We start from the raw sequence: 12,972 nt of genomic DNA, 5'->3' as shown, positions 1-12,972 counted from the left end.
TATTTTCAGGTATTTCTCTGTGAACTAAGTTAGTTGCAAACTAAAAATTACCACTGATATTTTACGCCGATTTTACCGAGATATAGGGTTTGCTTGTTATCATACCCTGACGTGATCCCATTCTTTTTAGGCGATTTCCATGTTGAAGGCTCATAGGCGAGTTCACTCCATAAAGTTAGAGATGGTGTAGCTTTGTATTCCACGCGGGAGCCAATGCGGAAGCCATTTTTAATTTCCTGAGTTAAATAATTATTTTTGTCATAGGTATTTTCTTGTAAGAAATAGCGTACATACGGTGTAATTTTCCAGTTGGGTTTAATGGTAATGGGTAAGTAAGCGCGAACTTGTGATTGTAAAAAGCGGGTACTGAAATGTTTATCCCATTGGTTATCAATATAAACAGTGAGTTTTGCTTTTAATGCATCTGAATATTTATAAGTCACGCCATATTCGGTTTCTGCTTCATGGCTACTGTCGTTGAAATAATTGCTGTAATAAAGATAAGAGAGCCAAAAGTTAAAAGACCAATCATCGTTGAAACGGTACTCACCGGCAGGGGTTAAGCCATATAAACGATTCGAAGAACGTGCTTTGCTGTTAGGCTCCACATCGTTTGACTCTTTTCTGTAACGAAAACCAAGTTCTAAGTCTGATTTTGAGGTGTTGATAATTTGCTTGATAGCATCAATTTGCGTGCGGTTTCGAATGTAAGAATCCCGTGAGGTTGAGAAATTGCGACCATGATTCCTTAAGGATTCACGATGATCTAGGGTAAAACGCCAGTCAGATTTAGGGTTGTATAGCTTTAATTGGCCAACTGTGCTGATTTTATCGTAGACTCTATTTTTGAATGAATCACGCTGACCTTGGTATTCTTCTATTTCCAAATAAATATTAGTATTAACTCGCCAAGAGTCATCGTTTGATTCAGAAAAACAAATTGCAGGGAATATAGTTATGATGCTATAGATTAAACCAACTATATATTTCATATTTATCCTTCAAGGTAAAAGTTATTAATGTTAATTATCTAGCTGAGCGATTAGCGAGATTAAATGTGAATTAACTTTTATAGGTTGTCTACCGTTATTATTTAATAGAGGATAAGTGGTATAGATAAAATGAAATTGAAGCCCCTTTCAATTTACTGTTATTTATGGTGTTTTTATTTTGTTTCAAATTGATGAATATTTTTATTAATGATTTATTTCTGAGTTTTTAATCATTCGTTTATTAATTTATTTCGAATTTAATTAATTTCAATTTATTTTTTTAAAAATTAAATTTCAATTATATTGTTTGGTGGTAATTGTTTTTTGGCAATTATTATGGGAGTAAGGTTATTGATATGAAATTATTTATGAATAACAAAATTAATAAAAACAAAAAAACCGCCAATATTGGCGGTTAATCTCAAGGTGTTAAAATAACCTTATTTTGTTTTTTTTGCTTCAGCTGCAGCTTTAACAATTACAGCAAAAGCGTCAGCTTTCAGAGAAGCTCCACCCACTAAGGCACCATCGATATCTGGTTGAGTGAATAGCTCTGCTGCATTGCTGGCATTAACAGAACCACCGTATTGAATGATCACTTGTTCAGCAATGGCTGCATCTTTTTTCGCAATATGGGTACGAATAAATTTATGGATTGCTTGTGCTTGTGCAGGTGTTGCTGATTTACCTGTACCGATAGCCCAGATTGGCTCATAGGCGATAACGGCACCTTGGAAAGCTTCCGCACCTAAAGAATTTAATATGGCATCAATTTGGCGAGCGCATACTTCTTCAGTTTTACCAGCTTCATTTTCAGCTTCAGTTTCACCAATACACAGTACTGGGATCAGGCCTTGCTCTTTTAATACCGCAAATTTCTTAGCGACAAATTCATCACTTTCGTTGTGATAGGTACGACGTTCTGAGTGGCCGATAATGATGTATTTGGCGCCAACATCTTTTAACATTTCAGCAGAGGTTTCACCTGTAAATGCACCTGATAGGTTAACGTCAACGTTTTGTGCACCTAATGCAATACGGCTACCTGCTAACGCATGTTTAGCTTGGGTCAAATAAAGTGCAGGTGGTGCAATAGCCACACCACAGCCATCAACGCTGCTGAGTTCATTACGCAAGCCAGCGATGAGGTCATTGACCATCTGTGTGCTGCCGTTCAGTTTCCAGTTACCCATTACCAATGGATGTCGCATGTTGTTTCCTCCAACCAGAGAGTTTGAATGATTAATCAATAAGTTATTCATCACACGCTTATGTTACACGCGCAATGTGACAATGTTGTCGCCATTCACCTTCTGCATTATAAGAACAATGGATAATAATAGCTTTGCTTTTTATCATGCTTGTTCTTAGAGCGTGATCACAGTCAGTTTAGGGTGTTTGTTGTTCTAGCTTAATCGGTTCAACAGCAAAAGTAAGCACATTATTGTCACTTTTTACTAAAATATACCTTAACGTACCTAATCGAGCTTCTTCCGCGTGAGTTGTACTATTATTGGCAATAAATTTATTTAAGGCTTCCGTAAGCTCAGGGGCTTTATCCAGTGAAACTTCAGGGGAAAATATACGGACCATTGCCATGGTATAACTTTCCATTAATTGCCGGTTTTTTTGGTTTTCTTGTGGGTTATCAGACGGTAGTAATGTGATCTGTAAACTTTTAATTTTTTCACTACCACGCTCTAACACTGCTGAGGAGTATATCTGTTGGTTAATACGAGAGGCCGCGCGAATGTAAGGAGCGGAGATATCCTGACTCGTAATGACTTTATATTCATGGAGATATAAATCTTTATAGGCATGATTGAATTGATTGCGCAGCTCAGGAATAGTCAACTCAAAAGAGGGGGCGTCAGGGGCTAAATAGGCGACTTTGAAATCGGTATCTGGCAAAGTGGGGACTTTCTGAGCGAAAGCCAGTTGTGGCGCACTAAGCACAAAAATGGTTATGATGGCGTATACAGAGCGAAGTAAAGTTGGGGTCATTTTTGAGCCACTCATTTTTAGTTTTCCACATTGTATCAGGATTATAGGTAATGACATTACAACAATGGGCTTTTTCCTTCAAAGGCCGTATCGGTCGCCGGCCATTTTGGGTAGGTATTGCGGTCATTTTTATTTTAATGACTGCCGTTGCCCTGTTACAAAATGCACTGCTATTTTCTGAAACGCTTGCTATCTCGTTATTTATTTTACTACTTTATCCTTTGGCGGCTATCTTTGTGAAGCGTTTACACGACCGTGGGAAATCGGGGGGATGGTTTGCGTTAATTTTATTGGCATTTGCACTTTTTTCAATCGATGTCAGCCAATTTGAACCTGTGTGGCAATGGGGGATAGGGCGTTTCTTACCATTATTAATTACTATGATAATGGTACTCGATTGCGGGGCTTTTGTGGGAATGGATGGTGTTAATCACTATGGTGAAGAAACAGAAACGGTAGATTATCTATAGCGTGAATACCATATAGCATAAATGCTACCCTGAAGATGTATCAGGGTAGCGTATGACATTACCAATATTGTTCACTAGAGATATGGCCGGGCTTGCGGCGCAAGTGTTTAACCATCCCATGGCTATTTTTCAGCGTATCACGAGTATCTCTGACCATTTCAGGGTTGCCACACAACATGACGTGACAGGTGTCAGGCGAAAGTGTTAAGCCAACAGTGTTTTCGAGTTCATGATCCTCAATTAAAGCTGGAACCCGACCATATAATGAACCCGCACATTGTTCCCGGCTCACTACGGTGACAATCTTTAATTTTCCTTGGTATTGTTGTTCCAACTTTTTCATTAAGGGTAAATAACTTAAATCTTTCTCATAACGGACAGCGTGAAGTAAAACAATTTTCTCGAAACGCTCAAGGTCTTTACCCTCCTGTAAGATGGACAAAAAAGGCCCAATTGCGGTACCTGTTGATAACATCCACAAGTTTTTACATTCAGGTATTTCGTCTAGCACGAAGAAACCCGTGGCTTCATCCGTGATCTGCAACGTATCATCCGGTTTTAATTGCGCTAGTTTGGGGCTAAGTTTTCCTTCGGGAACGATGACAAAATAAAATTCAAGTCGGTCATCACTGGGTGCGTTGACATAAGAGTAAGCTCGCTGAACACGAACCCCTTCGATCTCTAGTCCAAGTTTTGCATATTGCCCTGCGGTAAAGGGTTTAATCGGGGCCTTGATGACAAGGCTGAATAATGAATCGGTCCAAAATCTGGCTTCAATCACTGTTCCTGTTACCCAATTTGCCATAAATCCCACCTCTTCATATTTTAAAATCGACTATCTTAGAAATAACTCATTTTTGATATAAATGAGCCAAAGTCTGGTTTACTAGGATTTAATACTAAAACAGTTCATTATTTATGCTTATCGATAATGTGTTTCAGTGTTTTATTCTTGGAATTGGTAAGTTTTAAAGTTCAATGTACAGTTATGTTGACAATGCTGGCGAATATTACTGCCATTAGCGGGAAATATAAAATGTCGTACTACTACGAAAAGATGGCAGCTTTTGTTATCTTAGTCACACTCAAGCAAAACGCATTATTTGCTATTTATTTAAAATGACATGAAAGCGTAGAGCAGTATTTTTATATTGATAATTAAGCACCTAAATAATTTTGCGTTATTACAATGAAATAATGCAGCGTTATTTTGTGTCCGAAATAGAGTGTTTTTGCATTATTGGATGTATTTGAGAGAAAAATGAGAAAACTGGAACATTTTAATTTGCTATTGATGCTAATTGCATTGGCAGCGGTCGGCCAAATGACACAAACTATTTATGTTCCTGTCATTGCTGAAATTGCCGCTTATTTTAATGAGCCATCTGGTGCTGTTCAACAAGTGATGGCGGCTTATTTATTTTCTTATGGTTTTTCGCAGTTAGTTTATGGGCCGCTATCTGACCGAATTGGTCGCCGACCTGTTATTTTAACGGGTTTAACTATTTTCTTATTTTCAACAATTGTGGCAATTTTTGCGCCAACATTAAATGTACTCACTATAGCGAGTGGGTTGCAGGGCCTAGGAACGGGTGTTGCGGGTGTGATGGCAAGAACCATGCCTCGTGACCTATATAAAGGCACTGCGTTGCGTTATGCAAATAGTTTATTAAATATGGGAATATTAGTGAGCCCATTATTAGCTCCAATGTTTGGCGGAATATTGGCGCATTTCTGGGGGTGGCATGCTTGTTATATTTTCCTCTTTGTCTTAGGTGCTTCTGTATTATTAAGTATGTATCGTTGGTTACCAGAAACACGCCCTGTTTCACCTGAAAAGCATAAAATGATCGCATCATATAGAGAGTTATTATCGAGTGGCTCATTTCTCTCTTATCTTGCTATGTTAGTGGGTGCATTAGCTGGAATAGCAGTGTTTGAGGCCAGTAGCGGTGTATTGATGGGCGGTGTATTGGGGCTAAATAGCATCACCGTAAGTATCTTATTTATCTTGCCTATTCCTGCCGCTTTCTTTGGTGCTTGGTATGCAGGGCGAGAGGGAAAAACGTTTTATAATTTGATGTGGCATTCAGTGCTTGTTTGTTTATTGGCTGGTTTTATGATGTGGGTACCTGGTTGGTTTGGCGTTATGAATACCTGGACATTATTAGTACCCGCAGCGGTGTTTTTCTTTGGTGCAGGTATGTTATTTCCGTTAGCAACGACAGGGGCAATGGAGCCTTTCCCTTATTTGGCAGGGGCTGCGGGCGCACTCGTTGGTGGCTTGCAAAATGTCGGTTCAGGTGTTGCAACTTGGGTTTCTGCGTTGTTGCCGCAGAACGGACAGTTTAGCCTTGGGCTGTTGATGTTTTTAATGTCAGTACTCATTTTACTGTGCTGGCTACCACTCGCTAAACGAATGGCGCACTCAGAACGGACTGTCTAATGGGAAGAAGGTCAGGCTGTGAAAAGACAGACTGACCTTTAGATTACGCGCTGAGTAGTATATCAGCTTGCTTATGTTGCGGAATTGATTGTGTTGATGAATAAAAAGAGCTAGGTTCCTCTTCAGGTATTGATGATATTAACTCTGGCAAAATGGCTCCTGAATTAAATACTACCGGTCGGTTGTGATCTAGAAATTCTGTATTCTCTGCTAATTGTCCCACTGGGTTTTTATAGTCTTGTTGGAGCCAAACCAATTTTGGTATCGCATTGTCCTGCAAGTGTTGGTCGATATGAATGAGTATTCCATCCAGTTTTAGTTCTGGGGTACTGTCTATTGTGCCTTTTATTGTTAATTGATTTTGTTGTACTGAAAAATACCACTCTTCTGCTGGCACATTTTCTTGAACTTGTTTCTGAGCATCACTTGTCCATAGTGTGACCCAAAAAGCGTACTGGCCATCAGGCAAATTTAAGTGAGTAATATCAACCGTTTGTTCGAAATTTACATCTGCAACTAAAGGTTGCTCCGCTGTGCAGTAGAGCACATCAGGTCTCGTGGAGTAATCCATTGTGTGAGTATCAAGGTGATTGAGCGCAATAAACTTCACAGAAGTATCAACTTGCCGTTTTTGGCCAAATGGGTCAGATAATGAAAAATATTGTTGATGTAGGCGGCCATTTTCAACCCATTTAGCGTAGAGCGCACTGTTTGAGGTGATTTTGTCGGTGTTGACTTTACCTGTCGAAAAATCAATTAAGCCTTCTTCTGTTGCAGCCCAGTAAATAGGGGTTCCTTGCCAATAATTATCGAGTAACAATTGGTTAGGTACTGTTTGGCCATCATGCTCTGCAAATAGACGATTCGCTAATGAATTTGGGTTGCTATAGTGAGAGAGCAACGAACCCATCTCTTTTTTGTAGTTTAATTCATGTACAGTAAACTGAACCAATTCGCCTTTATCTGCAATATTGAAGCTCACTGCGTGTGGAATTTGTAATACTTCGGTTAATAACCCATTTGGAGTCGCATAAGTGACAGTTAATGCATAGTCACCATAAATGTCATATGGGCGGCCACCCCCTGTTTTTAGATTATGGTAGTCAGCGGGGAGGTTTCCTATGGTGCGATCAACGGTGATAGTGCTATAAGGATGAAGGGTATTATCCGCCATTTTGGCAAATTGGTGCTGTATCCAATAAATCGGTACATCACGCTGATGAGGAAATTGTTCAATTTGCGTTAGTTTATAATACTCAGCGTAATTTTGTTGAGTTAGTGTGACCCATTGTTTATTGGTTTGATCCCAGCGCTGATAAAAACCGTCACCTGCAAACCCGCCATCTTCGGTATCTTCCCCTTTCGTTTTATTATATTGCCAGCGTACTCTTCCACTTAAAAATTGGTGAATTTTTTGGTTATAGGCATCTGCGTGAGGCAAGAAGGCATCATAAGCACCACTTCGAAAAGGAACAAAGCTGGAAAGCATGGTTGGCATGGCTTGTTGTAAGTGACTGTGGAGATCGTGATAAGTGACATAATATTGCCTAGATTGGTTATAGGCTGGGTTTTTACCGTGACTATAATAACTGTAAGGGTATGTTGGCTGATTATTGCGATCTTTCATATCGGTATGAGGCAAGCCAAGGCCGTGACCAAAAACTTCATGAAACATCACGTTAGGTTCGTGAACTCCACCACCGTGGTTAGGTGATGCTAGTCCTAATAGCGCCGTGCCAACACTCGAAGGCAAGATTTCAACTGCGGTATATTGATAGTCACAATTAGCATTGTTAGCAGTTTGGTATTTCTTACTATTATTGTAAGCCCAATAAATTTGTGCGCTGGGGTGGTAGCCAATTTCTTCAGGGTTATCATAATGAGGATGAATAAGAGGGATAGCTTTACTATTGGAAGAGCTAAAATATGGCGTTAAGCTTGGGTGACTCACTGTAGCAGGAGCGCTATACAATGTGAGCTGCCCAATCGGTAATATTGTCGCCGCTTCTTTTCCCCAACTGAGCGGAGAGGATGAATAAACACCATGACCTTGTTGATATAAACTGTGGCTATCAACATGAACAATTAAGTGGTTATCAAGTGTGACATTGGGTGAAAATAGGCCATATTGGTTGGTTTCTTCGGTGATAATGGGTTTGCCATTAACCGTGATTATAATGTTGATATCCGGTTGTATCCACTCACCTTTTAGCGGTGCTGTAAAACGTTGCTGATGCCAATTTTGCGCAGAGACATTCATTTGTTGGGGAAACGCGGTTAATGTTTTTGGCAGATGGTTTGGGCCAGTGAGTCTCACTCGACCTAATATTTTTCTTTCTTTGCTACTGACAATAGCTTCAATATCGGGGGAGTTTGCCGCCGTTTCGCTGGTGATCTCCACACTCAATAGTGCCCAGCGATTAGCCGTTAAGCTCATATGTTTATCCGTCATATTCTGCAAGTGAGTCTGCGCAAGTTGAATATTATGGACTTTCATATCGCTTGGTGTGGGGTTGTAACGTCGTTGAGGTTCATGGTAGATCGGGTCTGGAACAGAAAACGTACGCTTCCCTGGAATGCGGAGTTGCGGTGCATTTTCAGTTTGTAACTGAATGGAAAGTGGCTGTGATTGCTGACCATTAGGTAGCATGGCGATAAAATCAAATTGATCTGAGTGGGTTTCAAATTTTGCGTTATTGGCAATATATTGCCACTCATTGGTGGTGCTATTTAGTGTTAGTCGGCCAAATTTAGGCTGTTCAAGGATTTTGTAACCCTTAATGTGAGGATTATTTGGCAGTTTTCCTGTTATGGCACCCACAACTAAATGATTAGGAAGCTCATCTGGGTTTTCTGCGACTAAAATAGGTAGAATTTGAGGAACACTTTCTTGCGTATTATATCGAGAAATTGCCTGTTTTGTTTGTTTCAATTGGAATTGGCGAAAAATGATATTTTCACCGACAAGTTTTAAGGTATTCTTTTCATAGCTGATTTTAACTGCAGGAAGCTGATTTACTGCCATCATTTTATTAACATCAGTTTCGATGGAATGGGCAATCTGTTGCCAAGACGACGTTTCTGTAATTGGGATGTCATGTAAAGATAATACACTGTTATTATTTGTATTTTTTATAGTTATTGAAAAAAACTGGCTGTTTTCCCGTAACTCATCGGTTAGCTTCAATGAGTTTATTGTGTGGGGTGGTAGGGTGATGGCTTGCTGGAAATTGTGATTTTCTAAGGTGTTATTGGTTAATGCAATGTGTTCTACTGGGCGAAGTTCATCAATGAGTTGTTGAGTAGAAGCTGAGGGTTTTTTGTGTTTATCTTTGACTATCAATAAACTCCCATCTGTGAGTTCCAACCAGTGGCGAACGAGATCGATTTGCTTGTCATTGGCATTTTCGGGTAAGACTACGATGCTATAATGGCGATGCCATTGCCCGCTTGGTAGTAATAAATCAGCGAGCTGAGCTTGTGCTCTGGTTTCTCCATCAATCCATTCATGGGGTGAATTAAAACTTTCAACAAACAGATTTTGTTTCGTATGGAAACTAAAGCCGGAGAAATGTTTAGCGCCGAGCGTACTCAATACATAGGTTTTTTTATTTTCACCCACTAAACGGGGCTTATCACTTAACCAACTGAATAACTTAAATGCTTTTTCGCCGTCAGCTGATTGTTCAGGGTTATCCTTTAATGCATTTATCAAGGTGGTATCTTGCTGAATAACTACCACTCTCCCTTTTTTATACCATCCTAGTTGTAAGTTACCTTGCTGTATCTCATCAGCAAATATTTTAAGGTTATCCATTACCATAATCCATTTTTTGAGGGTTAATTTTGAATTTTATTGGAATGTTATTCTAGATAAACTCAAAAAAACGGTCTAATTTATTATTGTTTTAATAACTACACTTTCATTGATTAACTAATTAGTTATTAGGAAAAAGTGATATTTATAGGGGAAGTGGACAGGGGAAAGAGGAAAGGCCATATAAATTATATGGCCTTGGGGGATTAAAAATAAAGGCGGTTAAAAATAGACTAGCCGCGGTCTTCCCACTCTTGGGCGCGTGCTACGGCTTTTTTCCACCCTTCGTATTTGAAATTACGTTCTGTTGTTTCGATACCCGGTTTGAATACACGCTCAATGGTCGCTTTGCTCTGTAACTCATCAAGATTACTCCAGAAACCAACTGCTAAGCCTGCAAGGTAAGCGGCGCCCAACGCGGTGCTTTCCCGCACTTCAGGACGCTCAACAGGAGTACCTAAAATATCTGACTGGAATTGCATTAAAAAGTTATTGGCGACAGCGCCCCCATCAACCCGCAGTGCTTTTAAGCGTTCACCAGAGTCTGCTTGCATTGCATCGAGTACATCACGGGTTTGATAAGCGATGGACTCTAAGGTTGCGCGAATGATGTGGTTGCGATTTGCGCCACGCGTTAGGCCAAAAATAGCGCCACGCGCATACGGGTCCCAATATGGTGCGCCTAAGCCTGTAAAGGCGGGAACAACATACACGCCATTACTGTCCTTCACTTTAGTGGCAAAGTACTCAGAGTCAGTCGATTCATCAATCAATTTCAATTCATCGCGTAGCCATTGAATAGATGCACCGCCTACGAAAACGGCACCTTCAAGGGCATAATTGACTTCGCCTTTTGGACCGCACGCGATAGTCGTCAGTAGGCCATGATTTGAACGTACTGCGGTTTCCCCTGTATTAAGCAGTAAAAAACAGCCGGTTCCATAAGTGTTTTTAGCCATACCCGGTTTTACACACAGTTGGCCGTATAGAGCGGCTTGTTGGTCTCCCGCCATCCCTGAAATTGGGATACGAGTCCCACCTTTCCCCCCAATATTGGTTTGCCCGTAGACTTCGGAAGAGGGGCGTACTTCAGGGAGCATTGCACGTGGAATATTGAGCGCTTTGAGAATTTTGTCATCCCACTCAAGGTTACGGATATTGAATAACATAGTTCGAGAGGCATTGGTGTAGTCGGTGACATGAACACGCCCTTGTGTCATTTTCCAAACGAGCCAAGTATCCACCGTCCCAAACAGTAATTCGCCTTTCTCTGCGCGTTCACGTGCGCCTTCAACATTATCTAAAATCCATTTTACTTTTGTACCGGAGAAATAGGGGTCAACAACCAGCCCCGTATTTTGGCGAATATACTCCTCTAAATCGCGGTCATTTTGTTTTAGATGCGTACAAAAATCAGCAGTACGGCGACATTGCCATACAATCGCATTATAAACAGGCTTACCTGTGGCTTTTTCCCATACGATGGTGGTTTCACGTTGGTTAGTGATCCCAATGCCAGCGACTTCATCAGTACGAATATCCGCTTTAGCGAGTACTTCTACAAGTGTTGAGCTTTGTGATGCCCAAATTTCCATTGGGTCATGTTCCACCCAACCTGGTTTAGGATAAACTTGGGTGAATTCACGTTGTGAAATGCTGACAATATTTGCATCATGGTCGAGTACAACAGCGCGTGAGCTGGTTGTGCCTTGGTCGAGTGCAACAATATACTTTTTCGCAATAGTGGTTTCAGTTGTCATAATTTAAGCCTGTTCCGAGGATTTGGTGTTTTTAACGGATAATGTTTCTGTTTTGGTCTCTTCTTCACATACCATGCAAGGTAAGTGGCGACCAATCAGTTTGCGATAGGCGAATGCGCCTAGCAGACCACCAACAATAGGTGCTGTCAATGGGACAAGGAAATACGGAATATCGCGGCCACCAGTCAGGGCAATATCACCCCAACCTGCGAGGTAAGCCACAACCTTTGGACCAAAGTCACGAGCAGGGTTAAGTGCGAACCCTGTGAGCGCGCCAAATGACCCACCGATGACGGCAATTAAAATACCGATTAACAATGGCGCGAGTGGGCCACGAGGAACACCGTTGCCATCATCAGTTAACGCGAGTATTAAACAAACAAGAATGGCCGCAATAATGACCTCAATAAAGAATGCATGAGGAACACTAATTTGTGGGGCTGGGTAGGTAGAGAAAACACCCGCAGTAAATAAGCTTTCTTGTGAGCCTCTAATGATGTGATGGACTTGGTCGTAATCGAAAAATACAGGGGAATACATTGAGTAGACTAATGCGGCAGCAAAGAAGCCACCTAGCATCTGTGCGATGATATAAGGCACGACTTTGCGTCTATCAAAACACGCAAACAGCCATAGTGCCAGGGTGACAGCTGGGTTTAGGTGGGCACCTGAGGTGCCAGCGGTTAGGTAAACGGCTAAAGCAACGCCAAAGCCCCATATAATACTTATTTCCCACAAGCCTAGTTGTGCGCCCGCTATCCTAACGGCAGCAACGCAACCTAGACCAAAAAAGACCAGTAACGCAGTCCCTAAAAACTCTGAGATGCACTGACCCGTGAGTGATGTAGTCGTCATTTGGCTCATATGTTTCTATCCTACGAAAATGAAAAATATTGTAATGTTTTTTTAAGTTAAGATTTTCTAATCGAAAATCATTAACTGTAAATTTATCGTTAAAGAACATAAACGAGAAATATCGAAATTGAAAAGTGTGTGTTACATCACTAAAGCGAAACAAAACAATCAAAAATAGTGATGGATTCGACCTTTGTGATGTGATCTGACCAGTGTTTCTTAATGAAAGTTATGACGATTCAGAAGGAAGGAACTGGACACAGAGGATCATGCTACTTACAATCGTGTAAAAGCTGATAAGGGAGACCAGAATTATGTCATTTGAAGTATTTGAGAAACTCGAATCCAAAGTTCAACAAGCGATTGATACAATCACACTGTTACAAATGGAAATCGATGAATTAAAAGATAAAAATGGTGCGCTAAGCCAAGAACTTGAAACCGCAAAATCAGGTACGGATTCACTGGTGCGTGAAAATGAACAGTTAAAGCAAGAGCAGCAAGCTTGGCAAGAGCGTCTGCGCACTTTGCTCGGTAAGATGGAAGAAGTGTAATTTCTCGTCATACTTCGCGTTGTAGGGGTGTTGGCTTCGTCTCTTCGCCCTAGTCACATACTTATGTATGCTCC

10 protein-coding genes are annotated in these 12,972 nt (G+C 40.8%); 3 read left to right on the top strand and 7 right to left on the bottom strand.

Going from position 1 to position 12,972, the window contains the following annotated elements; all coding sequences use genetic code 11:
• Positions 1–47 precede the first annotated feature (47 nt).
• The 3 genes from PR800_RS19345 to PR800_RS19335 form a co-directional block, all read right to left on the bottom strand.
• Positions 48–992: an OmpG family monomeric porin gene (locus tag PR800_RS19345; RefSeq protein ID WP_166267048.1), complete on the bottom strand. Its 945-nt coding sequence runs from the start codon at positions 990–992 to the stop codon at positions 48–50.
• A gap of 440 nt (positions 993–1,432) precedes the next feature.
• The gene (gene tpiA / locus PR800_RS19340; RefSeq protein WP_272531258.1) at positions 1,433–2,203 is read right to left on the bottom strand and encodes a triose-phosphate isomerase; all 771 of its coding nucleotides are present in this window, start codon (positions 2,201–2,203) and stop codon (positions 1,433–1,435) included.
• A gap of 178 nt (positions 2,204–2,381) precedes the next feature.
• Positions 2,382–3,011, bottom strand: coding sequence for a DUF1454 family protein (locus PR800_RS19335; protein WP_272531257.1), 630 nt, complete (start codon positions 3,009–3,011; stop codon positions 2,382–2,384).
• 35 nt (positions 3,012–3,046) lie between these two features.
• Here PR800_RS19335 and PR800_RS19330 point away from each other — a divergent pair, with 35 nt between their 5' ends.
• Positions 3,047–3,466 carry a DUF805 domain-containing protein gene (locus PR800_RS19330; protein WP_166267044.1) on the top strand — a complete coding sequence of 140 codons (420 nt, stop codon included), beginning with the start codon at positions 3,047–3,049 and terminating at the stop codon, positions 3,464–3,466.
• 58 nt (positions 3,467–3,524) lie between these two features.
• Here PR800_RS19330 and fpr read toward each other — a convergent pair whose 3' ends face one another.
• Positions 3,525–4,271: a ferredoxin--NADP(+) reductase gene (gene fpr / locus PR800_RS19325; protein ID WP_166267042.1), complete on the bottom strand. Its 747-nt coding sequence runs from the start codon at positions 4,269–4,271 to the stop codon at positions 3,525–3,527.
• Between the two features lie 456 nt (positions 4,272–4,727).
• Here fpr and emrD point away from each other — a divergent pair, with 456 nt between their 5' ends.
• Positions 4,728–5,912, top strand: a complete 1,185-nt coding sequence (emrD, locus tag PR800_RS19320; protein WP_166267040.1) for a multidrug efflux MFS transporter EmrD — start codon at positions 4,728–4,730, stop codon at positions 5,910–5,912.
• A 43-nt stretch (positions 5,913–5,955) separates the two neighbouring features.
• Here emrD and PR800_RS19315 read toward each other — a convergent pair whose 3' ends face one another.
• The 3 genes from PR800_RS19315 to PR800_RS19305 all read right to left on the bottom strand — a co-directional run bounded on the left by PR800_RS19315 (position 5,956) and on the right by PR800_RS19305 (position 12,353).
• Positions 5,956–9,729, bottom strand: coding sequence for a hypothetical protein (locus tag PR800_RS19315; protein WP_272531256.1), 3,774 nt, complete (start codon positions 9,727–9,729; stop codon positions 5,956–5,958).
• A gap of 233 nt (positions 9,730–9,962) precedes the next feature.
• A complete protein-coding gene (gene glpK, locus PR800_RS19310; RefSeq protein ID WP_125893492.1) occupies positions 9,963–11,489 on the bottom strand; it encodes a glycerol kinase GlpK in 1,527 nt (508 codons plus the stop codon).
• A gap of 3 nt (positions 11,490–11,492) precedes the next feature.
• The gene (locus PR800_RS19305) at positions 11,493–12,353 is read right to left on the bottom strand and encodes an MIP/aquaporin family protein (RefSeq protein WP_166267034.1); all 861 of its coding nucleotides are present in this window, start codon (positions 12,351–12,353) and stop codon (positions 11,493–11,495) included.
• Positions 12,354–12,658: 305 nt separating this feature from the next.
• On the opposite strand from PR800_RS19305, the gene zapB reads away from it, so the two are divergent.
• Positions 12,659–12,898: a cell division protein ZapB gene (gene zapB, locus PR800_RS19300; protein ID WP_004265299.1), complete on the top strand. Its 240-nt coding sequence runs from the start codon at positions 12,659–12,661 to the stop codon at positions 12,896–12,898.
• Positions 12,899–12,972 lie beyond the last annotated feature (74 nt).

Origin of the sequence: Providencia sp. PROV205 (assembly GCF_028479505.1) — a bacterium.
Classification (GTDB): domain Bacteria; phylum Pseudomonadota; class Gammaproteobacteria; order Enterobacterales; family Enterobacteriaceae; genus Providencia; species Providencia huaxiensis.
This window is presented reverse-complemented; position numbering and strand designations above follow the sequence as displayed.